The sequence below is a fragment of the Hydrogenophaga sp. ZJX-1 genome (genome assembly GCF_048590325.1).
In the GTDB taxonomy this organism is placed as follows: domain Bacteria; phylum Pseudomonadota; class Gammaproteobacteria; order Burkholderiales; family Burkholderiaceae_C; genus Hydrogenophaga.
The window spans coordinates 59,067-84,282 of the sequence record NZ_JBMBRA010000005.1 but is presented as its reverse complement, the minus strand read 5'-3'; the positions used below and the strand labels follow the sequence as shown (position 1 = coordinate 84,282).

The window sequence follows — 25,216 nt, the reverse complement described above, 5'->3', positions numbered from 1 at the left end:
ATGAAAAGCAGTTTCTGGCGGCGCTTTTGCCGCAACAAGGGCGCCGTGTTCGGCCTCATCGTGTTGATGCTGGTGGCACTCGTGACCGTGCTCGGCCCCTTCGTTGCCCAGCACGACCCCTGGGACATGGTCGGCATGCCGTTCGCCCAACCGTTGGCCGAGCAGGGCATGCCGCTGGGCACCGACACCCTGGGCCGCGACATCCTGTCGGGCATCGTGGCCGGCGCCCGCGTCTCGCTCCTGATTGGCGTGGTGTCCACCGTGGTCTCGTTGCTGATCGGTGTGTCCATCGGTGCCATCTCGGGTTACTTCGGCGGCTGGGTCGATGCCACGCTGATGCGCTTCACCGAGTTGTTCCAGGCGATCCCGAGCTTCGCGCTGGCCATCGTGCTGGTGGCGATCTTCGAGCCCTCGGTGCAGTCCATCGTGGCGGCAATTGCCGTGGTGTCGTGGCCACCCGTGGCACGGCTGGTGCGCAGCGAGTTCCTGACCCTGCGCCAGCGCGACTTCGTGGCAGCCGCCCAGTTGGCCGGGCAGTCCACGCCGCGCATCATCCTCACGCAAATCCTGCCCAACGCAGCCTCGCCCATCGTGGTCATGGCCTCGCTGATGGTGGCCACGGCCATCCTGCTCGAATCGTCCCTGAGCTTCCTGGGCCTGGGAGACCCGAACCAGATGAGCTGGGGCTACATGGTCGGCTCGGCGCGCACGGTGCTGCGCCAGGCCTGGTGGATGGCGGTGTTCCCGGGCCTGGCCATCCTGCTCACGGTGCTGGCGCTGAACCTGGTCGGTGAAGGCCTGAACGACGGATTGAACGCACGCGCAGACGGGAGGGGCAAATGAACAAGGAGATTCCCATGCAACCGGTGCTCGACATCCAGGCCCTCGACATCCGCCTGCCCTCTGGCGCCGACCGCGCGCTGGCCGTGCAAGGCGCCTCGCTGCAACTGATGCCGGGTCAGACCCTGTGCGTGGTCGGTGAATCCGGCTCTGGCAAGTCCATGATCGCCAACGCCATCATGGGGCTGCTGCCAAGGCCGCACGTGGAGCCCGTGGCCGGCCGCATCCTGTTCGACGGGCAAGACCTGCTGCAGTTGGGCGAACAACAGCTACGCACCTTGCGCGGCCGGCGCATGGGCATGGTGTTCCAGGAGCCCATGACGGCGCTGAACCCGGTGATGCGCATCGGGGATCAGATCGCCGAGGTGTTCGACGCGCATGTGCAGTTGGGTGCCGCCGAGAAGCGCCAGCGCATCCTCGCCGCGCTGGCCGACGTGGGCCTGCCGGAACCCGGGCTGTTGATCGACAGCTACCCGTTCCGCCTGTCCGGCGGCCAGCGCCAGCGCGTGATGATCGCCTGCGCGCTGGCGCTGGAGCCCGCGCTGCTGATCTGCGACGAACCCACCACCGCGCTGGACGTGACCACGCAGGCGCAGATCCTCCAGCTGATACGCGAGCTGCAGCAGCGCAAGGGCACGGCCGTGCTGTTCATCACACACGACTTCGGCGTGGTCTCCGAGATCGCCGACCAGGTGGTGGTGATGCAGACCGGCCAGGTGGTCGAGGCCGGCTCGGCCGCCGCCGTGCTGGCCCGCCCGCAGCATGCCTACACGCGCAAGCTGATCGCCGCCATCCCGAACGGCCAGATGCGTGGGTCGGCCGACCAGCGCTCTATCGAGCATGTGCTTCAGGTGCAGGACCTGCGCAAGACCTACGTGACCGGTGGCAGCCTGTTCAGGAAAGGCCGGCACGTCGAAGCCGCCAAGGGCCTCTCTTTCGACGTGCGGCGTGGCGAGACGCTGGGGCTGGTGGGCGAGTCGGGCTCGGGCAAGTCCACCGTTGGCCGATGCATCGTCGGCCTGGCGCCGTTCGACAGTGGCCGCGTGCTGTTCAAAGGCCGCACGCTGCAGTCGGGTGCGCAGTTCCGCGCACAGACGCAGGGCAAGATCCAGATGGTTTTCCAGGACCCGTATGCCTCGCTGAACCCGCGTCACCGCATCGGTGCGGCCATCGCGCAGGGGCCGATCGCGCAAGGCAAGTCCAGGGCCGAGGCCATGGCCGCCGCCGTGGAACTGCTCCAGCTGGTGGGCCTGGGCCCCGAGGCGGCCGACCGTTTCCCGCACGAGTTCTCGGGCGGCCAGCGCCAGCGCATCGGCATCGCGAGAGCGCTGGCCATGGAGCCTCAGCTGCTGGTGGCCGACGAGCCGGTGTCGGCACTCGACGTGTCGGTGCAGGCGCAGGTCTTGAAGCTGTTCTCCGAAGTGCGCGAGCGCTTCCAGCTGGCCATGGTCTTCATCACGCACGACCTGCGCGTGGCCGGGGAGATGTGCGACCACATCGCCGTCATGCAGCGCGGCGAGATCGTCGAATACGGCGAGACGGCGAAGGTGCTGGCCAATCCGCAGCACGCCTACACGCGCACGCTGATCGAGGCACAGCCGCGGCTGTCGGCCGCGGTCGAGGCGGTGGCGGCATGACGCTCAACATCGCCCTGGTCTCCGACCAGATCGCCATGGACTACCTGCGACCGGCCTTCCAGGCGCGCTTCCCGGAGGCCCGGCTGCACCGCATCGACACCGAGGTACAGGAGCTCGATGCGCTGGAGGCCATCGACGCCGTGGTCTGCTGGTCGCCCCCGCCGGGGCTGCTGGCGCGCATGCCGCGCCTGCGCCTGGTGCAGTCCGTCGGCGCCGGCACCGACCACATCACGCGCGACCCCGCGCTGCCCGACGTGCCGGTGTGCCGCATTGTCGACGCCGACATGGCGGCGGGCATGAACGCCTACGTCGCCTGGGCCGTGGTGCACGGCCAGCGCCACATGGGCCGCTACCTCGACAACCAGCGCCGCCATGCGTGGGAAGAGGCGCCCATCGTGCCGCCGGGCCGGCACCGCGTTGGCATCGCCGGCCTGGGCGTGCTCGGCCAATCGGTGGCGCACGCGCTGGTGGCCATCGGCTACACGGTGCGCGGCTGGAGCCGCAGCCCCAAGAGCAACCTGCCCGCCGGCATCGAAGCCTTCCATGGCGACGCAGCTCGTGGCGATTTTCTGGCCGGCTGCGACACGCTGGTCTGCCTGCTGCCCCTGACCGACGACACGCGCGGCATCCTCAACGCCGATCTGTTCGCGCAACTGCCGCCCGGCGCCCGCCTGGTCAACGCAGGCCGTGGCGCGCATCTGGTCCAGAACGACCTGATCGAGGCACTGGACAGTGGCCAGCTCGCCTCGGCCGTGCTCGACGCCTTCGTCGAAGAGCCACTGCCACCGGGCCACCCGTTCTGGCCGAACCCGCGCATCACCATCACGCCACACGTCGCAACCCGCACCGAGCCGCAGACCATCGCGCAGCAGATCCACGACAACCTGGCCCGGCTGAGAGGCTGAGCCGGGCCTGACAACACCCCAAGACAACCCCAGGCAATGCATCCCATGACCGAACACCGCAGCACCGGCGCCAAAGACGTCGCCACCCACCTGCATTCCTACACCAACCTCGCGGCCTTGCCGAACACGCCGCCTATGGTGATCGTGGGCGGCGACGGCATCCACGTCATCGACGACCAGGGCCGGCGCTACGTCGAAGGCATGTCGGGCCTGTGGTGCGCCTCGCTGGGCTTCTCCAACCAGCGGCTGGCCGACGCCGGCGCGAAGGCCTTGAAGACCCTGCCGTACTACCACACGTTCAACCAGCGCACCAACGTGGCTGTGGCCGACCTGGCCGAGCGACTGCTCGCGCTGGCGCCCGTGCCCATGGCGCGCGTGTTTTTCGCCAACTCGGGCTCCGAGGCCAACGACAGCGCGGCCAAGATGGTCTGGTACTACCACAACGCCATCGGCCAACCGGCCAGGAAGAAGATCATCGCGCGGCGCAACGCCTACCACGGCGTCACCGTGGCCGCGGCCAGCATGGGCGGGCTGGACGGCAACCACCGCGACTTCGACCTGCCCCTGGCCACCACGCCCGCGCGCTTCCTGCACGTGGACTGCCCGCACCACTACCGCTACGCCGAGCCCGGCGAGACCGAGCAGGATTTCTCCACGCGCCTGGCCGCGCAGCTGGAGCAGACCATCCTCGCCGAAGGCCCGGAGACGGTCGCCGCCTTCATCGCCGAACCCGTGATGGGCGCGGGCGGCGTGCTGGTGCCGCCCGCCGGCTACTTCGAGAAAGTGCAGGCCGTGCTGCGCAAGCACGGGGTGCTCATGATCGTCGACGAGGTGATCTGCGGCTTCGGGCGCACCGGCAACATGTTCGGTAGCACGACGTTTGGCATCGAGCCCGACATCCTGACCTGCGCCAAGGCCTTGTCCTCGGGTTATGTGCCGATCTCGGCCGTGATGGTCAACGACAAGGTGCACCGCGCGATCGCCGCCCACAGCGGCAAGCTCGGCAGTTTCGGCCACGGCTACACCTACTCGGGTCACCCGGTCGCCTGCGCCGTGGCGCTGGAGACGCTCAAGGTCTATGAGGACGAGCGCCTCGTCGAGCACGTGCGCGAACTGGCCCCCGCCTTCCAGGCCGGCCTGCAGGTTTTCGCCGGGCGGCCCTGGGTCGGCAACGTGCGTGGCGTGGGCCTGATCGGCGCCATCGAGCTCGTGGCCGACAAGGCCACGCGCACGCCGTTCGGGGTCGAGCGCAAGGCCGGCCACCGCTTCGCCGCGCTGGCGCTGGAAGAAGGCCTCATCGTGCGCGCCATGGGCGACAGCATCGGCCTGTGCCCGCCGCTGATCATCACGCAGGCGGAGCTGGACGACCTGCTCGCGCGCCTGACCCGCGCGATGGACCGCTTCGACGCCGAGCTGAAATCATGATGCCCTCACGCTCTTCACATCGCGTATCACTGCCCCCCGAAGGGGCGCTTCAATGCCTTCGGGCGGCCGGACGGTAATGATGACCATGCAAGCCTTCTTCTCCGACGACCAGTTGCTGCACGACCCGCAGCAGTACATGCGCGTGGGCCGCATCTGCAAGCCCGCCGACCTGCCCACGCGCGCCGAAGCGCTGCAGCGCGCGCTGGCCGCGCGCGGCATCACGGTCAGCGTGCCGCGCGAGGCCGGCCGCGAGGCCCTGGAGCAGGTGCACGCCACCGATTACCTGGACTACCTGGAATCGGCGTTCGAGCGCTGGCAGAAGATCGAGTCGTTCGGTCTGCAGCCGGGCATCGAGGTGCTGCCCAACATGTCGCCGCATGGCACACGCCAGGGGGTCTGCCCCTCGCCCTCGGTGCTGGCACAGACGGGTTGGTACGTCGGTGACCTGTCCTGCCCCATCGGCCCGAACACCTGGCGTTCGGTGCTGCGTTCGGCGCACGCCGCACTGGCCGCCGCCGAGACGGTGCGCAAGACAGGCGGCGTCGCCTACGCGCTGTGCCGGCCATCGGGCCACCACGCCCAGCGTGCGCGCGCGGCGGGCTTCTGCTACGTGAACAACAGCGCCATCGCCGCCGTCACGCTGCGCCAGACCCACGCCCGTGTGGCTGTGCTCGACATCGACGCCCACCACGGCGACGGCACGCAGCAGATCTTCTACGAGCGGGGCGACGTGCTGACCGTGTCCACGCACGCCGACCCGTCCAACTACTACCCCTGGTACACAGGGTACGCGCACGAGCGCGGAACGGGGGAGGGCGAAGGCTTCAACCTGAACCTGCCGCTGGCGCACGGCAGCGGCAACGCCGAATTCGCCCAGGCGCTGGACCAGGCGGTGGCGGCCATCGAGCGTTTCCAGCCGCAGGCCCTGGTGCTGCCGCTGGGCTTCGATACCTACAAGGACGACCCCATCAGCGTGCTGAAGTTCGACATGGAGGCCTTCCGCCTGGCCGGCGCGCGCGTGCGCGCACTGGGCCTGCCCACGGTGGTGGTGCAGGAAGGCGGTTACATGGTCGAGGCCATCGGTGGGGCGCTCGACGCGTTCCTGGAGGGGTTGAACGCATGACGGTCTCTGTGAATGGCCAGCGCCTCTGGCAGAGCCTGATGGACCTGGCCCGCATCGGCGCCACGCCCAAGGGCGGCAACTGCCGACTCGCTTTGAGTGTCCTGGACGGCCAGGGCCGCGACCTGGTGGTCGGCTGGATGCGCGAGGCCGGTCTGGCCATCACGGTCGACCAGATCGGCAACATCTTCGGTGTGCGTCCGGGGCGCGACCCGCAGCGCCGCCCGGTCATGACCGGTAGCCACATCGACACCCAGCCCACCGGCGGGCGCTTCGACGGCTGCTACGGCGTGATGGCCGGGCTGGAGGTCATGCGCACGCTGAACGACCACGGCATCACCACCGAGGCACCGCTGGCGCTGGCGATCTGGACCAACGAGGAAGGCACGCGCTTCGTGCCCGTGATGATGGGATCGGGCGTGCACTGCGGCGTGTTCCCGCTGGAGACCGCGCTGACCGCCACCGACCTGGATGGCCTGGCCGTGCGCGACGAGCTCGCCGCCATCGGCTATGCCGGCAGTGCGCCCATCGGCACGGTGCAGGCCGCGTGTTACCTGGAGGCGCACATCGAGCAGGGCCCGATCCTGGAGGCCGAGCAGACCGTCGTCGGCGTGGTCACCGGCTCGCTGGGCCTGCGCTGGTACGACGTGACGGTCACCGGCATGGAGGCCCACGCCGGCCCCACGCCCATGGCGCTGCGCCGCGACGCGCTGTACGCGGCCACGCACCTGATGCAGACCGTGATCGAGATCGCCAACGACCCCGCGTTCGCGCCGCTGGGTCGTGGCACGGTGGGCGTGGTCAGGGTGCACCCGGCCTCGCGCAACGTGATCCCCGGCCGCGTCGATTTCACGGTCGACCTGCGCCATGAAGACGCCGCGCTGCTCGATCAGATGGAGCAGCGCTTTCGCGTTGCGGCCGCCGCGCTCGCCGCGGGCGAGACCACGGGCACGCGTGTGGACGTGCAGATCGTCGACGTCCAGCAGTTCTCGCCCACGCCGTTCGACCGCGCGCTGGTCGAATGTGTGCGCAGCGAGGCCCGGGCGCGCGGCAGCTCGCACCGCGACATCGTGACCGGTGCCGGCCACGACGCCGTCTACATGGCGCGCCGCGTGCCCACCGCGATGATCTTCGTGCCTTGCAAAGACGGCATCAGCCACAACGAGGTGGAAGACGCCGATCCGCGCCATCTGGAGGCCGGCGCCAACGTGCTGCTGGGCGCCATGCTGGCGCAAGCCGAATGAGCACGGTCCGGCCGTTCCGAAGGCGCTCAGCCCCGCAGTGCGCGGCACGGAGGGTCGTCCAGTGAACGCGGTGCAAACGGTCGCCACCGCGCCGCGCCGCGACAGCACGGCCATCGGCATCGCGCTGTTCCTGTGCGCGCTGGTGCTGTTTGCGGTCTACGACGCCTTCGCCAAACAGATGGTGGCCATTTACCCGCCAGAGATCGTCAACCTGGGCCGCTACATCTTCATCGGCGCCATCGCGCTGGTGCTGCTGTTGCGCCATGGTGACTTCAGGCTGTGGCGCCAGCCGCACCAGAAGCTTCTGACGGCGCGCAGCGTGTCGCTGGCCATCGTGGCCACCTGCTTCATGACGGCGCTGGTCACCATGCCGCTGGCCGAGGCCACGGCGATCTACTTCACAGCGCCGCTGATGATGGTGGCGCTGTCGCCCTGGCTGCTGGGGGAGCGCGTGGGCCGCGCGCAGTGGACGGCCGTGCTGCTGGGCTTCGCCGGCATGTTGTGCATCGTGCGCCCGGGCGGCAGCCTGCCGCTGGTGGGCACGCTGCTGATGGCCGTGTCGGCCGTCTGCTACGCGCTGTTCCAGGTGCTCACGCGCCGGCTCTCCGGCCTGGTGCCGGCGCCCGTGCAGTTCGCCCACATGGCGCTGGCCTGCCTGCTGGTCACCAACCTGCCGGTGCTGTTCATGCCGCACATCACGTTGCCGCCCTGGCCCGAGATGGCGCTGCTGATTGGCGGCGGCGCCGTCAGCGGCGGCGCGCAGCTCTTGCTGCTGGCGGCGTTCCGCCGGGTTGGCGCGGCCACGCTGGCGCCGCTCAACTACGTGCAGCTGCTGCTGGCCGTGCTGATCAGCACGCTGTGGTTCCAGCGGCCGCCGGACGCGCTGGCGCTGGCTGGCATGGCACTGATCGTTGCCGCCGGGGTGTATCTGGCGCGGGCGCGCCGACCGGCATGATGCGCGACAGGCAATGTGACACATGCAAAACAAGGAGCACACCATGACATCCAGCCGGGCCAAAGCCGCACCTGCCCCCGCCTTTTCATCGATCCAGGTGCCTGACCTCGTCGGCGTGGTCGAGGCGCAGTTGCAGGAGGCCATCCTGTCGGGCCGCATCCCGCCCGGCGGGCGCATCGTCGAAGCCGAGCTGGCCAGGCAGATGGGTGTGAGCCGCGCACCCGTGCGCGAGGCCGCGCGCCGCCTGGAAAGCCTGGGCCTGCTGGTCTCGCGTCCGCGCCATGGTTTCGCGGTGCGCACCGTGTCACCCAAGCAGGTCAACGACCTGTACGAGGTGCGCATCCAGCTCGAACTGCTGGGTGCCGCGCTGGCCTGCCAGCACGCCAGTGACGCCGAGCTGGCCCAGCTCGACGCGCGCGTGGACGACATGGTGGCGCGCGCCGAGGCGCTGACCACCGTCGAGCGCGTGGCGCTGGACCTGGACTTCCACTTGACCATCAGCACGCTGTCGGGCAATGACTACCTGCACCGCCTCTTCGACAACATGCAAGCCGAGGTGCGCATGTTCCTCGCGCTCAGCGCAGACAGCTACGGCGACCTCAAGGACCTGGCCGAGTCGCACCGCCCCATCGCCCACGCGCTGGCGCGCCGCGACGTGGCCGCCGTGCAGCACGCGCTGCGCTTCCATCTGGAAGACGCCAAAGCCCACGCCTGCGCCCTGTTTTCGAAGAACTGAAGAACCATGCGCCCCACATGAGAACCATGAGCCCCACATGAAAGTCATCTACAGCGATCAGCACATCGGCCACGACCCGCAGCAATTCATCGTTCGCGGGCGCATGAAGCGCAGCAACGAGCAGCCCGAGCGCGGCACGCTGCTGCTGAACGCGGCTCGCCAGCAAGGCCACACCATCGTGGCGCCCGACGACCACGGCCCGGGTCCGCGCGCAGCCATCCACACGCCCCAGTACCTGCGCTTCCTGGAGACGGTGTGGGAACGCTGGCAGCAACTCGACGGTGCGTCCGACGAGGTCTTGCCCAACGTGCACCCGTTTCCGAACCAGCCCTTCACCTACCCCGACAGCCTGGTCGGCCAGGCGGGTTACCACATGGGCGACATGGCCTGCGCCATCGGCCGCCACACCTGGCATGCGGCCACCTGGTCGGCCCATGTGGCCACGCACGCCGCGCAGCTGGTGCTGGACGGCGAACGGGCGACCTACGCGCTGTGCCGTCCGCCCGGCCACCACGCCTACGCCGACCGTGCCAACGGCTTCACCTACCTCAACAACGCGGCCATCGCGGCCCAGCACCTGCGCCAGCAGCACGACCGCGTCGCGATCCTGGACATCGACGTGCACCACGGCAACGGCACGCAGGGCATCTTCTGGCGGCGCAAGGACGTGCTGACCATTTCCCTGCACGGCGACCCGCATTTCTGCACGCCCTTCTTCACCGGCCATGCGCACGAAGTCGGCGAAGGTGATGGCCTGGGCTACAACCTGAACCTGCCGTTGGCGCGCGGCACGCAGGACGAGGGATTCCTGCAGGCGCTGGCGACGGCAAACGCCACGATCCGCGCGTTCGCACCCGGCGCACTGGTCGTGGCCCTGGGCTTGGACGCGCACGAGCACGACCCCTACCAGGCACTGGCCGTCAGCACCCCGGGCTTCGCGCGCATCCTCGGCGATATCGCCCGTCTGGGCCTGCCGACCGTGCTGGTGCAGGAAGGCGGCTACCTGTCGGAAGACCTGGGCCCCAACCTGGCCAGCGCGCTGGGTGGATTCGAGAAGGCCGCGTGATGCTGCAAGACCTCGACGCAGCCATCTGCGCGGCCCTGCCCGAGGCCGCGGTGCTGACCGCGCCATCCGCGCCAGTGCGAGCCGACTGGGCCACCGACCTGCTGCAACGCCTCTACGGACTCTCCGGCACGCTCAAGCCGCTGACCGGCGAGCGCGACGCCAACTTTCTGCTGGAGCCGTCGGACGGCGGCGCACGCCGCATGCTCAAGCTCTCGCACCCGGACGAAGACCCGCTGGTCGCCGACTTCCAGACCCAGGCCCTGCTGCACGTGGCCACCACCGACGCGGGCCTGCCGGTGCAGCGCCTGCTGCCCGACCGGCACGGCGCCCCTTCGGTGCAGATCGAAGACGCCGAAGGCCGCACCCGTGTGGCCCGCGTGTTCAGCTACCTCGAAGGCCTGCCGATGCCGCAGGCACCGCGCTCGGCCGCACAGCGGCTCAGTGTGGCGCGCATGCTGGCCCGGCTGGACCTGGCCCTGTTGGGCCTGCGTCACGCCGCCGGCGCGCGCGAGCTGCCCTGGGACATCCAGCGCGCCGACCGCGTGCGCCCGCTGCTTGTGCACGTGGCCGACCCGGCGCGCCGCGCGCTGGTCGAGGCCGCGCTCGACGGTTTCGAGCGGCGCGCCAAGCCCCGGCTGGCAACGTTGCGCCGCCAGCCCATCCACAACGACTTCAACCTCTACAACCTGCTGGTCGACCCGGACGCGACCGACCGTGTGTCGGGCATCCTGGACTTCGGCGACATGGTGGAAGGCCCGCTGGTCGACGATCTCGCCGTGGCTGCGTCCTACCAGATCGACGAGACCAGCGATGCACTGGCCACGATCGCGCCGTTCGCGGCCGCCTACCACGCGGTGTCGCCGTTGCAGGAAGCCGAGACCGCCTTGCTGCTGGACCTGGTGCGTGCGCGCCTGGTCATGGTGGTGGCCATCAGCGGCTGGCGCGCCGCGCGCCAGCCCGACAACGCGGCCTACCTGATGCGCAACAACGCCATCTCGTGGGCGCGGCTCGCGGCCTGCGCCGCGCTGACGCCCGATCAGGTGCAGTCGGCCATCCATGCGGCCTGCCGCACGTCCACCCTGGAACCCCTTCATGACTGAACCCAGCCCCACGTCCGAGCTGCTCGCGCGCCGCGCACGCCTGCTCGGTCCAGCCTACCGCCTGTTCTACGAACAGCCCTTCCACCCCGTGCGTGGCGAAGGCGTGTGGCTGTTCGATGCGGCCGGCACGCCCTACCTGGACGCTTACAACAACGTGGTCTGCGTGGGCCATGCGCACCCGCACGTGGTCGAGGCCATCGCGCGCCAGGCCGCGACGCTGAACACCCACACGCGTTATCTGCACGACGGCATCCTCGACTACGCCGAGCGCCTGCTGGCCACCATGCCGGCCGCATTGGGCCATGCCACGTTCACCTGTTCCGGCAGCGAGGCCAACGACCTGGCCATGCGCATCGCCACGGCCCACACGGGTGGCAAGGGGCTCATCGTCACGCGCTTCGCCTACCACGGCGTGACCTCGGCCATCGCCTGCGCCTCGCCCTCGCTGGGCAAGTTCGTGCAGATCGGCGAACACGTGCGCCTGGTGGACGCGCCCTCGGGCGGCGATGACGACACCGGCCGCCGCTTCGCCGACGGCGTGAGCGCCGCCATCGCCGACCTGCGCGCGCACGGCATCGCGCCGGCGGCGTTGATGGTGGACACGGTGTTCTCCAGCGACGGCATCTTCACCGGCCCGACCGGTTTCCTGCGCGAGGCCGTGGAGGCCATCCACGCGGCCGGCGGCGTGTTCATCGCCGACGAAGTACAGCCCGGTTTCGCGCGCACCGGTGAAGCGTTCTGGGGCTTCATGCGCCATGGCGTGGTGCCCGACATCGTCACCATGGGCAAGCCCATGGGCAACGGCCACCCGGTCGCGGGCCTGGTGGTCAAGCCCGAGGTCATGCGGGCCTTCGGCCAGACCAGCCGCTACTTCAACACCTTCGGCGGTAACCCGGTCTCGATGGCCGCGGCATCGGCCGTGCTGGACGTGATCGAACAGCAGGACCTGCAGCGCAACGCCTTGCGGGTGGGCCGCTACCTGCGCGAAAGCCTGGCCGCACTGGGCCAGCGCCATGCCCTGGTGGGCGAGGTGCGCGGCGCCGGCATGTTCGTGGGCGTGGAGCTGGTCGACGACCGTTCCACACGCACACCGGCGGCGGCCGACGCCGCGCGCGTGGTCAACGGCCTGCGCGAGCGGCAGGTGCTGCTCAGCGCCACGGGCGAGCACGCCAACGTGCTCAAGATCCGGCCACCGCTCGTGTTCACGCGTGAGCACGCCGACCTGCTGGTGCAGCGGCTGGACGAGGTGCTGACGGCCATCGCGGGGTGATGGCCCCACGGTGGACCAGTGCCGTCCCCCTCCCGCCGAAGGCGAGAGAGCGGGGGACTCATTTCAGTGCCGCACCGGCAGCTGCGCCTGCAGCGAGCGCACCTGCTGCTCCAGCGTTTCGATGCGCTGGATGTGGTCCAGCAGCAGCGCCACGGCAAACAGGTCGAGGTCGAAGTCCTGGCGCAGCTTGCTGACGGTGCGCATGCGCGTGACGCAGTCGGCGCTGAACAGGCGCAGGTCCGCCTCGGACGGGCCGGTCTGCAGCGGCCGCAGCGCGCCGTATTCCACCAGCTCTTCCACGTCGGCGGTGCTGATGCCGCAAACCCGCGCCAGCTCGGGCAGCGTGACGCTCTGAACCTCGTCGAGCCAGACCCATTCGACGGCTTGCATGTCGGTGTTCATGAAGTGGCTCCTGTTGGCGCGGTGCGCGGATGGAACGAAGAGTCCTTGGCGAGCGCTTCGAACAGCTCGCGTTCGCGCTCGGTGAGGGTGGCGGGCACGTCGATCAGCACCACGGCGTAGAGGTCGCCCGGGGCGCTGCGGCCGTTCGCCAGGCCGCGCCCGCGCAGCCGCAGCTTGCGGCCCGAGCGCGTGCCGGGCGGCACGGTCAGTGTCACCGGACCGTCCAGTGTGGGCACTTCGGCTTCCGTGCCCAGCGCCGCTTCCCAGGGCGTGAGCACCAGGTCGAAATACAGGTCCTGGTGGTCGGTGCGGAAAATGCGGTGCGGCGCCAGCGTGATGTGCAGGTAGATGTCGCCATCGGCGCCGCCGTTCTGGCCTTTGCCGCCTTTGCCGCGCAGCCGGAGCTTCTGGCCATCGCGCACGCCGGGCGGCACGGTCACTTCCAGCGTGCGCTCCTGGCCGCCGTCGTCCAGGCTCAGGTGCACGGTGCGCCCGCGGTGGGCGTCTTCCAGGCTGATGCGAATGGTGGTTTCCAGATCGCGTCCGTCCCGGGGCAGAGGTCCCTGCGGATGGCGGCGGCCCCGGCCCATGGCGGCGAGCAGGTCTTCGAGGTCCATCTCGTCAAACACCGGGCCGTTCGTGGCGTGGTCGCGGCGCCATTGCGGCGGCGGCGAAAACGGCTCACCGGCCGGGTGCCTGCCCAGCTCGTCGTAGGCGGCGCGTTTTTCGGGGTCCTTCAGCGTCGCGTAGGCCTCGGCCACCTCCTTGAAGCGGGCCTCGGCCCCCGGCGCCTTGGACATGTCCGGGTGGTGCTCGCGGGCGAGCTTGCGGTAGGCCTTCTTGATGGCGTCGATGTCCGCATCACGCGGCACGCCCAGGGCCGCGTAATAGTCTTTGTACTTCATGCAAAACTCCCGGGGACACAGCTTGGGTGACCAGAATAACCGGGTCTGTGCACTGGTGTACCCTGAGCGCCTCCCGCTCCACCCAGATCGCTTCAGCGCTGCGCCGCCGTGAGCAGCAGCTCGTTGGGGCCGACCCAGCCCCCGGGCGTGTTGAACTGGCCGAGGCGCTCCTCCATGTCGGCCCACGCGGCCTCGGCGGCTTCGGGTGCCAGCCGCCCGAGGATCTGCTGGATGGGGCTGGCCGAGGCGCGCACGAAGTCAAGATAGTGGCGCGCCGTGGGCAGGCGAAAGGGCGCGTCCAGCGCTGTGGTGGCCACCTGCCGGAAGCCGGCGGACTGGAACAGCTGATCGCACAGGCCCGGCCGACCCAGGCTCAGCAGGCCACCGGGCTGGTAGGGGTTGCGCGGGGGCAGCCCGGCGTGGCGCAGGGCGGTGGCCATGAGCAGGCCGATGCAGGGGTTGCGCTCGGGTCGCGAGAACACCACGGCGCAGATGCCGCCACCCGTGCGCAGCGCCCGGTGCATGGCGCGCAGGCCTTGCTGGGGATCGGGAAAGAACATCAGGCCCAGGCGGCACACCACGGCGTCGAAGCTGGCGGGCGGCACCGGCAGGGCCTCGCCGTCGGCCACCAGGGTCTGGACGTTGTCGTGACCGGCCAGGCGCGCGTTGTCCCGCGCCAGCGCCAGGATGGCCGGCGACAGGTCGGTCGCGAGCACGCGGCCCGTCGGACCCACGCGCTGCGCGATGTCCAGCGACTGGTCGCCCGCGCCGGCGGCCACGTCGAGCACCGCGTCGCCGGGGCCGACGCCGGCCATGTCGATCATGGCGTCCGTCGCGGGGCGCAGCCAGGCACGGATCTCTTCGGTGTGGGCGTTCCAGCCAGGGGCAGAGAGGTCCCATTGTTCGCGGGCGGCGGCCTTGAACGCCGGGCCGTCCGGGGGTGTGATGTCGATGTTGGCGACAGGGGCTGAGGTGGTGGTCATGGTGGACTCCTCGGGAGGTGGTGGCGGTGCGGGATGGCCCGGCCAGTCTGTGCCGTCGACACCGCCACCACAAGCCGCAGGCTCGCATAATGGGACCGCAGAAATGCATCACCCGAGGCATCTGCCCACCCGAGGTCGCCCGCCATGTTCGACTGGAATGACCTGAAGTACCTGCTGGCGGTGGCGCGGCACCAGAGCACCACCGCCGCCGGGCGCGCCCTGCAGGTGAACCAGTCCACGGTCCAGCGCCGGCTCGCCGAACTGGAGCGCGGCCTGGGGCAAGCGCTGGTGGTGCGCCACCCCAGCGGCTACCGGCTCACGGCCTATGGGGAGCAGCTGCTGCCGCTGGCGCAGGATGTGGAGCGCGCCGCACTGGCACTGGCCCGGCATGTGGAAACCTTCCAGCGCGATGTGTCGGGTGTGGTGCGCGTGACCTGCCCGGAACCGCTGATGTTGCGGCTCTCCCGCTCGACGCTGCTGGAGCGCTTCCGCGCCCGCTATCCCGGGCTGGAGGTGGCGTTCGTGATGAGCGACAAATACCTCGACCTGGCGCAGGGTGATGCGGACATGGCCCTGCGCTCGGGCGACACCGAAGACAACGCCCTGATCGGCCGCAAGGTGGGCGATTCGCTGTGGGCGGTGTACGCCAGTCCGAAGTACATCGCTCGACGCGGTGAGCCCGACAGCGTGCAAGAGCTGGTGCAGCACGACTGGGTCGGCTTTGACGAGAGCATGGCCCAGCACCGCGCATCGGCATGGTTGCAGCATGTCGCCCCAGCGGCCCGTGTGGTGGCGCGCAACGACAGCGTGCTCGGGCTGGTCTATTCGGCGAAGGCCGGCATGGGCCTCGCCGCGCTGCCGACCGCGCTGGGTGACGCCGAGCCCGACCTGGTGCGGGTGCTGGGGCCGATCCCCGAGCTGGCGCGCATCTGGCGCGTGCTCACCACGGCGGAGCTGCGGCACACGCCGCGCGTCGCGGCGCTGTTTGACTTTCTGGTCGACGAGGTCGATGCCTTGCGGCCCATCATCACCGGCTGAGGCGGGTGATGGGGTCGTCCGTCAAGGGGCTTGCCCGGCACTGTGGTGCGTGCTGCGATCACGCGCCCATCTTCATCGAATGCGATTTCCCGTTCTGCGGTCGGACTCCTTGTGCCGGGAAGCCAAAGGCCCCGCACTTCCGGTAAGAGGTGCTTTTTGCCGGCATCGGGTGCCTGGTCGGCGGGTGTCTTCTGGCGGGTGGCTGGAAGAGATGGTCGGCAAAGTTGGTGAACGCATTAGAGGGGCGCCTGAATCATCTGTCCAATACAGATTAAGCAACTTGCCATCTTGAAACGAGATAATAGGTGCCGTCCTGAATCCCATTGCCCGCCCACCATGGAACTCCGCCAATTGCGCTACTTTGTGGCCATCGCCGACAGCGGCAGCTTTTCCAAGGCGGCCGAACGGGTGTTTGTCGCCCAGTCGGCGCTCAGCCACCAGGTGGCCCAGCTCGAAGACGAGCTGGGTGGCAGTCTCTTTCACCGCTCACGCCGCGGCGTCGAGCTGACCGACGCCGGGCAGCGCTTTTTTCCCCACGCGGTCTCGATCCTGCGGCAGGCCGAGGAGGCGTTGCACAGCGCGCGCCAGACCGACGATGAGCCACGTGGCAAGGTGGTGTTCGGCATCCCGCACAGCGCGTCCAACGCGCTGGCGCTGCCCCTGCTGCGCGAAGTCCACCAGCGCTTCCCCCGGATCGAGCTTGAACTGACCGAGGAGCTCACGGGCAACCTCACGCGGCAGCTGCGCACCGGGCAGATCAACCTGGCTGTGCTGTTCGACGATGGCCACCTGGGCGGTTTCACCCGCACGGGCCTGCTGAGCGAGCAGCTGTGCCTGATCGAGCCCGCCGGCCCCGGCACCACCTCGGGCGCCACGATCACGCTGGCCCAGGCACTGGCGCAACCGCTGATCCTGCCGGCGAGTCCGCACGGTGTGCGCCCCCTGATCGAGGCGGCTGCGGCCCGGGCCGGCCTTGCGCCGCCCCAGGTGTTTGCCGACATCAGCTCCATCAGCATCCTGCGCACCACGCTGCTGGCGGGGCTGGGTCGCACCCTGTTGCCCGTCATGCCGTTGCGGCCGGAAATCGAAGCCGGCCTGCTGGTGGCGACGCCGGTGGTGAACCCGCCCCTGGAGCGGGTCCTGGTGCTCTGCGCATCGGTCCACATCCCCTTGTCGTCGGCGTCCCAGGCCGTGGCCGGGCTGGCCGTGGCCTTGGTGCAGCGGCTCTGCACCGAGGGGCACTGGCCCGGTGGAACCCTGCTGCCGGGCGATGCCAGTTTTTCCGCGACCTGATTGATACAGTACCGCCAGTCCCTCAAAGCCGGCCCGCAGACCCATGTTCCAGTACCGCACCGTTCCCGTCACTGCTTTTGCCCAGAACTGTTCCATCGTCTGGTGCGATGAAACCCTGGACGCCGCCATCATCGACCCGGGGGGAGACCTGGAGCGCTTGCTGGCCGAAGTGAAGCGCCTGGGCGTCACGCTCAAGGCGATCTGGCTCACCCACGCCCACATCGACCACGCCGGCGGCACGGCCGAACTCGCCGCGCAGCTGAATCTGCCGATCATCGGCCCGCACCCGGGTGACCAGTTCTGGATCGACGGCCTTCCGCAGCAAAGCGCGATGTTCGGTTTTCCGCCAGCGGGCCATTTCACGCCCACGCGCTGGCTGGCCGATGGCGACACGGTGCAGATCGGCCACTGCACGCTCAACGTGCGCCACTGCCCTGGCCACACACCGGGCCATGTGGTGTTCCAGTCGCCCGAAGCGCGGCGCGCTTTCGTGGGCGACGTGCTGTTCGCCGGCAGCATCGGGCGCACGGACTTTCCGCAAGGGAATCACGCGCAACTGATCAGCAGCATCAGGGAGCGCCTCTGGCCCATGGGCGATGAGACGGTGTTCATCCCCGGGCATGGCCCGGAGAGCACGTTTGGCGAAGAGCGGCGCTTCAACCCGTATGTGAAGGGCGGCTGAACCGCTCGCCCGTTCACGGGCTCAAAGGCCGAGCAGCTTCTTGGCTTCGCCGAGCGCCTTCATGGACTCGTCGTGCTTGCCCGCCTTGTGCATTTTTTCGCCTTCCGCACGCAAGGACTTCACCTTGTCCATGTCGGACATGGACAGGCTCGGGTTGGTGCCGAGCTTGGCGTCGATCGCTTTCATTTCGTTGGGGCAGCTGTTGGCAAACGCCACGGAACACCACAGCAAGGCGGACACGGTCACCAGGGTTTTCATGCTTGTCTCCTACGGGTGGGCGTCGGCAGGCGCCGACTGGCGGATGCTAGCCGCGTCGTGCCCGCCCGTACAGTGTTTGCCCCTTTGGTCGTGGGGTGGTGGATGGCAGGGCAGGGGCGCCGGCGTGGTTTGCGGGGTTGAAAACGTCTGTGCGATGACGCACAGTCATGCGGGTTCCAACGGACCAAGATGGGAAGCTGCCCTGCCTTCCCTTTATCCGTACCCGAGAACATGAGCATCCTCCCGGCTTCGCGGTACCTGCGCGTGCTGACCGTCAACATCCACAAGGGCTACAGCGCCTTCAACCGCCGCTCCGTGCTGCACGGCCTGCGCGAGGCGGTGCGCGCGGTGGGCAGCGACCTGGTGTTCCTGCAGGAGGTCGAAGGCGGCTCGGGTGCCGCGAGCGCGCAATACGAGTTCCTGGCCGACCAGATCTGGTCCGACCACGCCTACGGACGCAACGCGGTGGCCGAGGGCCTGGACCACGGCAACGCGGTGCTGTCCCGCTTTCCGATTCTGCACAGCGCCAACCACGACATCTCGCTGCCCGGCGTCGAGCCGCGCGGCCTGCTGCACTGCGTGCTGGCCATGCCCGACGGCTTGCCCGATCTGCAGGTGATGTGTGTGCACCTGGGGCTGAGGGAGGCGCACCGGCGCCACCAGCTGGAGTGCCTGTGTGAGACGGTGCGGCGCGAGGTGCCCGCCGATGCGCCGCTGATCGTCGCCGGCGACTTCAACGACTGGCGTTCGCGCGCCGACGCGAGCCTGAATCCCTGCGGACTGACCGAGGTGTTCCGCCACCACCTGGGTGCGCACGCGCGCAGCTTTCCGGCGGGGTTGCCGCTGCTGCGACTCGACCGCATCTACGTGCGCGGCGTGGCCGCGGCCCGGCCGCTGCCGCTGCCGCACAGGCCCTGGTCCGGGCTGTCCGACCACGCGCCGCTGGCCGCCGGCATCGATCTGCAGGAGGCGCCATGAACTCGCACTGGGTGCCGGGCAACCGCATCACGCTGCTGGAGAACGGCGAGGTCTACTTCCCTCGCGTGTTCGAAGTCATCGCCGCGGCCGAGCACGAGGTGCTGCTCGAAACCTTCATCCTGTTCGACGACAAGGTCGGGCGCGAACTGCAGCAGGCGCTGCTGGGCGCGGCCGGCCGCGGTGCCGTGGTGCATGTGCTGGTCGATGGCTGGGGTTCGCCCGACCTGCCGCCGTCGTTCACCCAGCCGCTGCTCGACGCGGGCGTGCGGCTGCGCAGCTTCGAGCCGGCCCGGCGCCTGCTGGGCGCGCGCATCAACATGCTGCGGCGCATGCACCACAAGCTGGTGGTGGTGGATGGCCGACGGGCCTTTGTCGGCGGCATCAACTATTCGCTGGACCACCTGGCCGAGTTCGGGCCGCTGGCCAAGCAGGATTACGCGGTTGAGGTCGAGGGCCCGCTGGTGGGCCAGATCCAGGCCTTCTGCCGCGCCAACCTGGACGGGCCCCAACCCGCGCGCCACGACTGGCTGCAGCGCTGGCGCGCGATCCGCCATCGGCGCTCCGGACTGGAAGCCGTGGGCGAGGGCGCGGTGGCGGCCTTCGTCACGCGCGACAACCGCGGCCACCGCACCGACATCGAGCGCCACTACCGCGTTGCGGTGCGCAGCGCGCACGAACGTGTGCTGATCGCCAACGCCTATTTTTTCCCCGGCTACCGGTTCCTGCGCGACCTGCGCGCTGCGGCGCGCCGCGGCGTTCGGGTCGACCTGATCCTGCAGGGCTGGCCCGACCAGCCCTGGGTGCAGAAGGCCTCGGCGCTGCTGTACGGCCACCTGATGCGCGCCGGGGTGAACGTCTACGAGTACGTTGAGCGCCCGTTGCACGCCAAGGTGGCGGTGGTCGATGACCTGTGGGCCACCGTCGGATCGAGCAACCTCGACCCGACCAGCCTCAGCCTGAATCTGGAGGCCAACGTGGTGGTGCGCGACGGCGCGTTCGCCCGGCTTCTGAGTGGGCGCCTCGAACACCTGATGCAGCGCGGGTGCCAGCGCGTGCAGCTGCCGACGCCAGGGCGGCTGCGCTCGGCCTGGATCGCGCTGCGCAGCCTGGTGGTCTTCCACGTCCTGCGCCGCTACCCGACCTGGGCACGGCTCACCGGCACGAGCGCGCCGCAGGTGGTTCCCATGAGGACCGACTCAGCATGAAGCCCTGGGCCCGCACCACCTGGTTGTGGTTCAAGCGGGTGGCACCTTGGGCGCTGGCGGCGCTGGTGCTCACGCTGGTGGTGCGGCAGGCCCGCACGGTGGACTGGCCCGCGGTCTGGCAGGCGCTGCAGCAGATGCCGCCTGGTCGGCTGGCGGCGGCGGCCGGCCTGGCGCTGCTCAGCCATGGCCTGTACGCCAGCTTCGACCTGATCGGACGCCGGCTCACGGGCCACCGGCTGTCCACGCTGCGAACGCTCGGCACCGCTGCCATCAGCTACGCCTTCAACCTCAACGCCGGCTCGCTGGTGGGCGGCTTCGCCCTGCGGCTGCGGCTGTACACGCGCTGGGGCCTGTCCGCGTCGACGGTGGCGCAGATCATTGCGCACAGCATGGCGACCAACTGGCTGGGTTATTTGTGGGTGGGCGGCGCGGTGCTGCTGTGGACGCCGCCGCGCCTGAGCGACGGCTGGGCGCTGCCCGATCCGGCCCTGCGCGCCATCGGGCTGGCGATGGTGTTGGTGGCGCTGGCCTACCCGGTGCTGTGCTGCTTCGTGCGCCCGCGCCGGCTGGCGTGGCGCGGCCAGTCGCTGACGCTGGCCAGCGGCCCCCTGGCGGTGTGGCAGCTGGTGGCGGGTGGCGCGAGCTGGCTGCTGATCGGCGCCACCGTCTGGAGCCTGTTCGGTGGCCGCATCGACTACCCCACCGTGCTCGGTGCCCTGCTGCTGGCGGCGCTGGCCGGTGTGCTGACGCACGTGCCGGCGGGCCTGGGTGTGCTGGAGGCGGTGTTCGTGGCCACGCTCGGCACCCGCCTGCCGTTGGTCGAGGTGCTCGCCACGGTGCTGGCCTACCGCGCCGTGTACTACCTGTTGCCACTGGCGCTGGCCTTGCCTGCCTACGCGCTGAGCGAGGCGGCTGCGCGGCACCGGACCGGTGCGGACCGGGCGCCGGCCCAACGATAGTCCGGGCCGCCCCAAGGCAGGCCCAGCCCCCTCGAGGGGCAGCGACCCGCGCAGCGGCGGAGTGTGGGGGGAACGGGCCAGCCGCCGGGCCGCCCCAAGGCAGGCCCAGCCCCCTCGGGGGCAGCGACCCGCGCAGCGGTGGAGCGTGGGGGAACGGGCCAGCCGCCGGGCCGCCCCAAGGCAGGCCCAGCCCCCTCGGGGGGCAGCGACCCGCGCAGCGGCGGAGCGTGGGGGAACGGGCCAGCCGCCGGGCCGCCCCAAGGCAGGCCCAGCCCCCTCGGGGGGCAGCGACCCGCGCAGCGGCGGAGCGTGGGGGCTACCTACCCCTTCTGCGCCCGCTCGTACAACCCCTGTACCTTGGGCACATTCGCCTCCAGGTCGCGGATGCGGTTCGGGCCGGTGGGGTGGGTCGAGAGAAAGCCGATGCCTGGGCCCCCCGTCTGGGCGGCCATCTTCTGCCACAGGCTCACGCTGGCGCGGGGCTGATAGGCGCCGCGTGCCGCGAGCTCCAGGCCCACCAGATCGGCCTCGGACTCGTCCTCGCGGCTGAACCGCAGCGTGAGCAGCTGCGTCCCCAGCCCGGCGGCCACGTTGCCCAGATCGCCCAGCCCCAGCAGCTGGGCGCCCAGCCGCAGGCCGAGGTCGGTGGCGCTGCTCTTGGCCAGCCGTTCACGCGCGTGTTCGCGCAGGGCGTGGGCCATCTCGTGGCCCATGATCATGGCGGCTTCGTCGTCGTCCAACTTCAGCTGGCTCAGGATGCCGGTGTAGAAGGCGATCTTGCCGCCGGGCAGGCAGAAGGCGTTGAGCTGGTCGCTGTTGATCAGCACCACTTCCCAGCGCCAGTCTCTGGCGCGCGGGTTCCAGGCAACGGTGTGCGGAATGAGGCGTTTCGCGATCGCGTGCAGCCGCCGGGTCTGCGGGTGGCTGGCGGGCAGCAGGGCGTTTTGCTGCTTTGCTGCCTGCACGGTCTGCACAAACTGCTGGCTGCCGGCCTGTTCGATCTGATCGGCTGGCACGAGCTTGCGCAGGCTGGACGCTTTGCCCACGTCGACCTGGGCGGCTGCGGGCAGGGCGGCCGCTGCCGCGCCCGCGAGCACGAAGGCGCGGCGCGCCTGCCAGGGTCCTCGCTGGGGTGCCGGTTGGGGTGTGGGTGCGGAGGCTGTCTTGAGGTCGCAGAGAAAACACATGGGTCAATAATAGGCAAAGCCCCCGCCGGGCGCACCCACCTGCCGCAATGACCGAGAACGCCGTCACGCCTTCGACCCCACCAACCACCGCACGCCCCACCTGGAGCGAGACCCTGCGGGCCTATCTGGAGCCCGCCAGCCTGCGCATGTTCGCGCTCGGCTTCTCGGCCGGTCTGCCGCTGTTGCTGGTCCTGGGCACGCTGAGCTTTCGCCTGCGCGAGGCGGGACTGGACCGGACGACCATCGGTTACCTGAGCTGGGTGGGGCTGGCGTATGGCTTCAAGTGGTGCTGGTCGCCGCTGGTGGACCGGCTGCCCATCCCCTTGCTCACGCGCTGGATGGGGCGGCGGCGCAGCTGGCTGCTGCTGTCGCAGGGCGCGATCATGGCGGCGCTGGTGGGCATGGCGCTGTCGGACCCGCGCACCGGGCTGAACGTGGTGGTGTGGTGCGCGCTGGCGGTGGCCTTTGCCTCGGCCACGCAGGACATCGCGCTGGACGCCTTTCGCATCGAGTCCGCCGACACGCGGCACCAGGGCGTGCTCGCCGCGACCTACCAGACGGGCTACCGGCTGGCGATGATCTGGGCAGGGGCGGGCGTGTTGTGGCTGGCGGCGCGTGCCGAGGTGGCGCCGGTGGCCCAGGCCGCTGTCGCGGCGGTCACCGCCGCCGCTGATGCCGCGAAGCCCGTGCCGGGTGCGCTGTACCAGAACGCCGCCTGGACCTCGGCCTACCTCGTCATGGCCGCGAGCATGCTGGTGGGGGTGGTGACGGTGCTGTTCTCGCGCGAACCGGTGCAGCTCGCCGTGCCGCCCGCGCGCAACGCGGCCGAGTGGTTCCGGGGCGCCTTCGTCGAGCCGTTCGCCGACTTCCTCCAGCGCTACGGCAAGCAGGCCTTGCTGATCCTCGCACTGATCGGCGTGTACCGCATCAGCGACGTCGTGATGGGCATCATGGCCAATCCGTTTTACGTGGACATGGGCTACACCAAGGACGAGGTGGCCGCGGTGACCAAGGTCTACGGCGTGATCATGACCCTGGTGGGCGCCTTCATCGGCGGCGCGCTGTCGCTGCGCTGGGGCGTGATGCGGGTGCTGATGCTGGGCGCCATCCTCTCGGCCGCGAGCAACCTGCTGTTTGCGTGGCTGGCCGGTCATGGTCACGACGTGACGGCGCTGATCGCCGTGATCTCGGCCGACAACCTGAGCGCGGGCGTGGCCTCGGCCGCCTTCATCGCCTACCTGTCGAGCCTGACCAACGTCACCTATTCGGCCACGCAGTACGCGCTGTTCAGCTCCATGATGCTGCTGGCGCCCAAGTGGCTGGCGGGCTATTCGGGGGCGTTCGTCGATGCCTACGACTACCCGACCTTCTTCACCGCCACGGCTTTCCTGGGCGTGCCGGTGTTGCTGCTGGTCTGGCTCGCCACGCGGCTCATTCCGCTGCCGGAGCGTCCAGCAGGCGTTTGAGCTCGGCCTTCTGCACCTTGCCGAGCGCGGTCTTGGGCAGGGCGTCGACACGCATCCAGCGGCGCGGCCACTTGTAGCGGGCCAGACGCCCGTCGAGGAAACGCTGCAGGGGTTCGGCCCAGTCCGGTTGGTCGTGCTCCCCGGGCTGCAGCACCAGCACCGCGACCGCCACCTCGCCCCAGCGCGCGTCGGCCTGGCCGATCACACTGCACTCGACCACCAGCGGGTGTTGCAGCAGCAGGTTTTCGATCTCGGCCGGGTAGATGTTTTCGCCGCCGGAAATGATCATGTCCTTGGACCGGCCGACCACGGTGAAGCTGCCGTCGGGCGCCTGTTGCGCCAGGTCGCCGCTGTGGAAGAAGCCGTCGGCGTCGCAGGCCGCGCGGTCGGGCCAGTAGCGCCGGACCACATTGGGCGCCCGGATGCAGAGCTCACCCACGGCACCAGGCGCCACCACCGCACCCAGGGCGTCGCGCAGCGCCACCTCGACGCCGGGCGCCGGCCAGCCGCAGGAGCCGGCATGGTCCTGGGCGTGTTCGGCTGGCAGGGCGATCGAGAAAGGGCCGGTTTCGGTGCTGCCGTAGACGTTGCAGACCGGCACGCCGCGCGCATGAAACGCGGCCAGCGGTGCGGGCGGCAGCAGGCTGGACCCGGCCCAGACCGCGCGCAGGCTGGACAGATCGGTGCCGGTCCACCGCGGGTGTTCGGTCAGCGCCTTGAGGGTGGCGGGCACCTGCAGGGTGAGGGTGGGGCGTTCGTGCGCGATGCAGTCCAGCGTGGCAACGGCATCGAAACGTGAAAAGAGCAGCACACGCGCGCCGACCGACAGCGCCGGCAGCGTCTGGAGGCACAGGCCGCCGACGTGGAACAGCGGCAGCACGGTGAGCACGGTGTCGCTGGCCGTCAGGCCCTGGACCTGGGCGGCGATGGCCATGTTGGCCAGCAGGTTGCCCTGGGTGTGCACCGCGGCTTTGGGGGCGCCCGTGGTGCCCGAGGTGTAGACCAGCAGCACCGGTGCGTCCCATGCTTCGGCGTCCTCCGGGCTGTCCGGGTCCGTGGTGGTGTTCAACCGGCCAGGCAACTGCGCCATCGGAACGAGGTGGCGGGCGGTCGGCGAGGGGCAGGGCAGCGACTGGGCGGCCGATGCGAAGTGGGCGTCGTGCACCAGCACCCGAGGCTGGCAGTCGGCCAGCACGGCGGCCCACTCGGCGGCGGCGAGTCGGTGGTTCAGCGGCACCAGCAGCGCACCGAGCCGCGCCAGCGCAAACAGCAGCACGATCTGCAGCGGGTGGTTCAGCCCCAGCCAGGCGACCCGGTCACCGGCCTGCACCCCGTGTTGCGTCTGCAGGTGGCAGGCGACGGCCGCGGTCCAGCGCGCCAGCTCCGCAAAGTCCGTGTCAGGGCCCGCAGGCGCTGCGGGTTCGCGCGCACTCAGCGCGAGAGCGCCCGGCCGTTCGCGCGCCAGGCGCCGCAACAGGCTGTCCAGCGAACGGGCGGGCGGGGCGATCGGGGTCGGGAACTGGGCCATTTACCGAACTTTACGCGACCGGCGCACCGGGTTC

General features: G+C 70.0%; 24 protein-coding genes. 18 read left to right on the top strand and 6 right to left on the bottom strand.

The window, feature by feature from the left end:
- The 11 genes from ACN5W5_RS15370 (at position 1) to ACN5W5_RS15320 (ending at position 12,298) form a co-directional block, all read left to right on the top strand.
- Positions 1-843, top strand: coding sequence for an ABC transporter permease (locus ACN5W5_RS15370; protein ID WP_420049370.1), 843 nt, complete (start codon positions 1-3; stop codon positions 841-843).
- On the top strand, positions 840-2,477 hold the full coding sequence (locus ACN5W5_RS15365; protein ID WP_420049369.1) for an ABC transporter ATP-binding protein: 1,638 nt from the start codon (positions 840-842) through the stop codon (positions 2,475-2,477). Before ACN5W5_RS15370 ends, ACN5W5_RS15365 begins: the two co-directional genes overlap by 4 nt.
- Positions 2,474-3,382, top strand: coding sequence for a 2-hydroxyacid dehydrogenase (locus ACN5W5_RS15360; RefSeq protein ID WP_420049368.1), 909 nt, complete (start codon positions 2,474-2,476; stop codon positions 3,380-3,382). Before ACN5W5_RS15365 ends, ACN5W5_RS15360 begins: the two co-directional genes overlap by 4 nt.
- Positions 3,383-3,418: 36 nt before the next feature.
- Positions 3,419-4,807: an aspartate aminotransferase family protein gene (locus ACN5W5_RS15355; protein ID WP_420049367.1), complete on the top strand. Its 1,389-nt coding sequence runs from the start codon at positions 3,419-3,421 to the stop codon at positions 4,805-4,807.
- Positions 4,808-4,892: 85 nt separating this feature from the next.
- Positions 4,893-5,930 carry a histone deacetylase family protein gene (locus tag ACN5W5_RS15350; RefSeq protein WP_420049366.1) on the top strand — a complete coding sequence of 346 codons (1,038 nt, stop codon included), beginning with the start codon at positions 4,893-4,895 and terminating at the stop codon, positions 5,928-5,930.
- Complete coding sequence (locus ACN5W5_RS15345) at positions 5,927-7,171, top strand: Zn-dependent hydrolase (RefSeq protein WP_420049365.1); 1,245 nt, start codon at positions 5,927-5,929, stop codon at positions 7,169-7,171. The genes ACN5W5_RS15350 and ACN5W5_RS15345 overlap by 4 nt, the downstream gene beginning before the upstream one ends.
- A 70-nt stretch (positions 7,172-7,241) precedes the next feature.
- Positions 7,242-8,126 (top strand): DMT family transporter, encoded by an 885-nt coding sequence (locus ACN5W5_RS15340; protein ID WP_420049657.1) that lies wholly within the window; start codon positions 7,242-7,244, stop codon positions 8,124-8,126.
- Positions 8,127-8,169: 43 nt separating this feature from the next.
- Positions 8,170-8,862 carry a GntR family transcriptional regulator gene (locus ACN5W5_RS15335; RefSeq protein ID WP_420049364.1) on the top strand — a complete coding sequence of 231 codons (693 nt, stop codon included), beginning with the start codon at positions 8,170-8,172 and terminating at the stop codon, positions 8,860-8,862.
- Positions 8,863-8,899: 37 nt separating this feature from the next.
- Positions 8,900-9,928, top strand: a complete 1,029-nt coding sequence (locus ACN5W5_RS15330) for a histone deacetylase family protein (RefSeq protein ID WP_420049363.1) — start codon at positions 8,900-8,902, stop codon at positions 9,926-9,928.
- The gene (locus tag ACN5W5_RS15325; protein WP_420049362.1) at positions 9,928-11,028 is read left to right on the top strand and encodes a phosphotransferase; all 1,101 of its coding nucleotides are present in this window, start codon (positions 9,928-9,930) and stop codon (positions 11,026-11,028) included. Before ACN5W5_RS15330 ends, ACN5W5_RS15325 begins: the two co-directional genes overlap by 1 nt.
- Positions 11,021-12,298: an aspartate aminotransferase family protein gene (locus ACN5W5_RS15320; protein ID WP_420049361.1), complete on the top strand. Its 1,278-nt coding sequence runs from the start codon at positions 11,021-11,023 to the stop codon at positions 12,296-12,298. The genes ACN5W5_RS15325 and ACN5W5_RS15320 overlap by 8 nt, the downstream gene beginning before the upstream one ends.
- Positions 12,299-12,361: 63 nt before the next feature.
- Here the strand turns inward: ACN5W5_RS15320 and ACN5W5_RS15315 are convergent, their stop codons facing one another.
- The 3 genes from ACN5W5_RS15315 to ACN5W5_RS15305 all read right to left on the bottom strand — a co-directional run bounded on the left by ACN5W5_RS15315 (position 12,362) and on the right by ACN5W5_RS15305 (position 14,588).
- Complete coding sequence (locus ACN5W5_RS15315; RefSeq protein ID WP_420049360.1) at positions 12,362-12,700, bottom strand: chaperone modulator CbpM; 339 nt, start codon at positions 12,698-12,700, stop codon at positions 12,362-12,364.
- The gene (locus tag ACN5W5_RS15310; RefSeq protein ID WP_420049359.1) at positions 12,697-13,605 is read right to left on the bottom strand and encodes a DnaJ C-terminal domain-containing protein; all 909 of its coding nucleotides are present in this window, start codon (positions 13,603-13,605) and stop codon (positions 12,697-12,699) included. The genes ACN5W5_RS15315 and ACN5W5_RS15310 overlap by 4 nt, the downstream gene beginning before the upstream one ends.
- A 92-nt stretch (positions 13,606-13,697) precedes the next feature.
- Positions 13,698-14,588: a class I SAM-dependent methyltransferase gene (locus tag ACN5W5_RS15305; protein WP_420049358.1), complete on the bottom strand. Its 891-nt coding sequence runs from the start codon at positions 14,586-14,588 to the stop codon at positions 13,698-13,700.
- Positions 14,589-14,732: 144 nt separating this feature from the next.
- Between ACN5W5_RS15305 and ACN5W5_RS15300 the strand changes: the two genes are divergently transcribed.
- The 3 genes from ACN5W5_RS15300 to ACN5W5_RS15290 all read left to right on the top strand — a co-directional run bounded on the left by ACN5W5_RS15300 (position 14,733) and on the right by ACN5W5_RS15290 (position 17,601).
- A complete protein-coding gene (locus ACN5W5_RS15300; RefSeq protein ID WP_420049357.1) occupies positions 14,733-15,626 on the top strand; it encodes a LysR family transcriptional regulator in 894 nt (297 codons plus the stop codon).
- A 336-nt stretch (positions 15,627-15,962) separates the two neighbouring features.
- Positions 15,963-16,919, top strand: coding sequence for a LysR family transcriptional regulator (locus ACN5W5_RS15295; RefSeq protein ID WP_420049356.1), 957 nt, complete (start codon positions 15,963-15,965; stop codon positions 16,917-16,919).
- Positions 16,920-16,962: 43 nt separating this feature from the next.
- On the top strand, positions 16,963-17,601 hold the full coding sequence (locus ACN5W5_RS15290; protein ID WP_420049355.1) for an MBL fold metallo-hydrolase: 639 nt from the start codon (positions 16,963-16,965) through the stop codon (positions 17,599-17,601).
- A gap of 21 nt (positions 17,602-17,622) precedes the next feature.
- Here ACN5W5_RS15290 and ACN5W5_RS15285 read toward each other — a convergent pair whose 3' ends face one another.
- Positions 17,623-17,859, bottom strand: a complete 237-nt coding sequence (locus tag ACN5W5_RS15285) for a hypothetical protein (protein ID WP_420049354.1) — start codon at positions 17,857-17,859, stop codon at positions 17,623-17,625.
- Between the two features lie 231 nt (positions 17,860-18,090).
- On the opposite strand from ACN5W5_RS15285, the gene ACN5W5_RS15280 reads away from it, so the two are divergent.
- The 3 genes from ACN5W5_RS15280 to ACN5W5_RS15270 are packed head-to-tail and all read left to right on the top strand — an operon-like array spanning position 18,091 to position 21,001.
- On the top strand, positions 18,091-18,837 hold the full coding sequence (locus ACN5W5_RS15280; RefSeq protein ID WP_420049353.1) for an endonuclease/exonuclease/phosphatase family protein: 747 nt from the start codon (positions 18,091-18,093) through the stop codon (positions 18,835-18,837).
- A complete protein-coding gene (gene clsB, locus ACN5W5_RS15275) occupies positions 18,834-20,042 on the top strand; it encodes a cardiolipin synthase ClsB (protein WP_420049352.1) in 1,209 nt (402 codons plus the stop codon). Before ACN5W5_RS15280 ends, clsB begins: the two co-directional genes overlap by 4 nt.
- Entirely contained in the window at positions 20,039-21,001 is a 963-nt protein-coding gene (locus tag ACN5W5_RS15270; protein ID WP_420049351.1) for a lysylphosphatidylglycerol synthase domain-containing protein, read from the top strand. The genes clsB and ACN5W5_RS15270 overlap by 4 nt, the downstream gene beginning before the upstream one ends.
- 320 nt (positions 21,002-21,321) lie before the next feature.
- On the opposite strand, the gene ACN5W5_RS15265 is transcribed toward ACN5W5_RS15270, so the two are convergent.
- On the bottom strand, positions 21,322-22,188 hold the full coding sequence (locus tag ACN5W5_RS15265) for a M48 family metallopeptidase (RefSeq protein ID WP_420049350.1): 867 nt from the start codon (positions 22,186-22,188) through the stop codon (positions 21,322-21,324).
- 47 nt (positions 22,189-22,235) lie between these two features.
- Here ACN5W5_RS15265 and ACN5W5_RS15260 point away from each other — a divergent pair, with 47 nt between their 5' ends.
- Positions 22,236-23,654 (top strand): AmpG family muropeptide MFS transporter, encoded by a 1,419-nt coding sequence (locus ACN5W5_RS15260; protein WP_420049349.1) that lies wholly within the window; start codon positions 22,236-22,238, stop codon positions 23,652-23,654.
- Here the strand turns inward: ACN5W5_RS15260 and ACN5W5_RS15255 are convergent.
- The gene (locus ACN5W5_RS15255; RefSeq protein ID WP_420049348.1) at positions 23,620-25,182 is read right to left on the bottom strand and encodes a class I adenylate-forming enzyme family protein; all 1,563 of its coding nucleotides are present in this window, start codon (positions 25,180-25,182) and stop codon (positions 23,620-23,622) included. The genes ACN5W5_RS15260 and ACN5W5_RS15255 overlap by 35 nt on opposite strands.
- Positions 25,183-25,216: the final 34 nt, after the last annotated feature.

Excerpts from the sequence above, each read along its gene's own strand:
- ACN5W5_RS15370 (WP_420049370.1), top strand. The coding sequence starts at position 1 with ATGAAAAGCAGTTTCTGGCGGCGCTTTTGCCGCAACAAGGGCGCCGTG.
- ACN5W5_RS15365 (WP_420049369.1), top strand. The coding sequence starts at position 840 with ATGAACAAGGAGATTCCCATGCAACCGGTGCTCGACATCCAGGCCCTC.
- ACN5W5_RS15360 (WP_420049368.1), top strand. The coding sequence starts at position 2,474 with ATGACGCTCAACATCGCCCTGGTCTCCGACCAGATCGCCATGGACTAC.
- ACN5W5_RS15355 (WP_420049367.1), top strand. The coding sequence starts at position 3,419 with ATGCATCCCATGACCGAACACCGCAGCACCGGCGCCAAAGACGTCGCC.
- ACN5W5_RS15350 (WP_420049366.1), top strand. The coding sequence starts at position 4,893 with ATGCAAGCCTTCTTCTCCGACGACCAGTTGCTGCACGACCCGCAGCAG.
- ACN5W5_RS15345 (WP_420049365.1), top strand. The coding sequence starts at position 5,927 with ATGACGGTCTCTGTGAATGGCCAGCGCCTCTGGCAGAGCCTGATGGAC.
- ACN5W5_RS15335 (WP_420049364.1), top strand. The coding sequence starts at position 8,170 with ATGACATCCAGCCGGGCCAAAGCCGCACCTGCCCCCGCCTTTTCATCG.
- ACN5W5_RS15330 (WP_420049363.1), top strand. The coding sequence starts at position 8,900 with ATGAAAGTCATCTACAGCGATCAGCACATCGGCCACGACCCGCAGCAA.
- ACN5W5_RS15325 (WP_420049362.1), top strand. The coding sequence starts at position 9,928 with ATGCTGCAAGACCTCGACGCAGCCATCTGCGCGGCCCTGCCCGAGGCC.
- ACN5W5_RS15320 (WP_420049361.1), top strand. The coding sequence starts at position 11,021 with ATGACTGAACCCAGCCCCACGTCCGAGCTGCTCGCGCGCCGCGCACGC.
- ACN5W5_RS15315 (WP_420049360.1), bottom strand. The coding sequence starts at position 12,700 with ATGAACACCGACATGCAAGCCGTCGAATGGGTCTGGCTCGACGAGGTT.
- ACN5W5_RS15310 (WP_420049359.1), bottom strand. The coding sequence starts at position 13,605 with ATGAAGTACAAAGACTATTACGCGGCCCTGGGCGTGCCGCGTGATGCG.
- ACN5W5_RS15305 (WP_420049358.1), bottom strand. The coding sequence starts at position 14,588 with ATGACCACCACCTCAGCCCCTGTCGCCAACATCGACATCACACCCCCG.
- ACN5W5_RS15300 (WP_420049357.1), top strand. The coding sequence starts at position 14,733 with ATGTTCGACTGGAATGACCTGAAGTACCTGCTGGCGGTGGCGCGGCAC.
- ACN5W5_RS15295 (WP_420049356.1), top strand. The coding sequence starts at position 15,963 with ATGGAACTCCGCCAATTGCGCTACTTTGTGGCCATCGCCGACAGCGGC.
- ACN5W5_RS15290 (WP_420049355.1), top strand. The coding sequence starts at position 16,963 with ATGTTCCAGTACCGCACCGTTCCCGTCACTGCTTTTGCCCAGAACTGT.
- ACN5W5_RS15285 (WP_420049354.1), bottom strand. The coding sequence starts at position 17,859 with ATGAAAACCCTGGTGACCGTGTCCGCCTTGCTGTGGTGTTCCGTGGCG.
- ACN5W5_RS15280 (WP_420049353.1), top strand. The coding sequence starts at position 18,091 with ATGAGCATCCTCCCGGCTTCGCGGTACCTGCGCGTGCTGACCGTCAAC.
- clsB (WP_420049352.1), top strand. The coding sequence starts at position 18,834 with ATGAACTCGCACTGGGTGCCGGGCAACCGCATCACGCTGCTGGAGAAC.
- ACN5W5_RS15270 (WP_420049351.1), top strand. The coding sequence starts at position 20,039 with ATGAAGCCCTGGGCCCGCACCACCTGGTTGTGGTTCAAGCGGGTGGCA.
- ACN5W5_RS15265 (WP_420049350.1), bottom strand. The coding sequence starts at position 22,188 with ATGTGTTTTCTCTGCGACCTCAAGACAGCCTCCGCACCCACACCCCAA.
- ACN5W5_RS15260 (WP_420049349.1), top strand. The coding sequence starts at position 22,236 with ATGACCGAGAACGCCGTCACGCCTTCGACCCCACCAACCACCGCACGC.
- ACN5W5_RS15255 (WP_420049348.1), bottom strand. The coding sequence starts at position 25,182 with ATGGCCCAGTTCCCGACCCCGATCGCCCCGCCCGCCCGTTCGCTGGAC.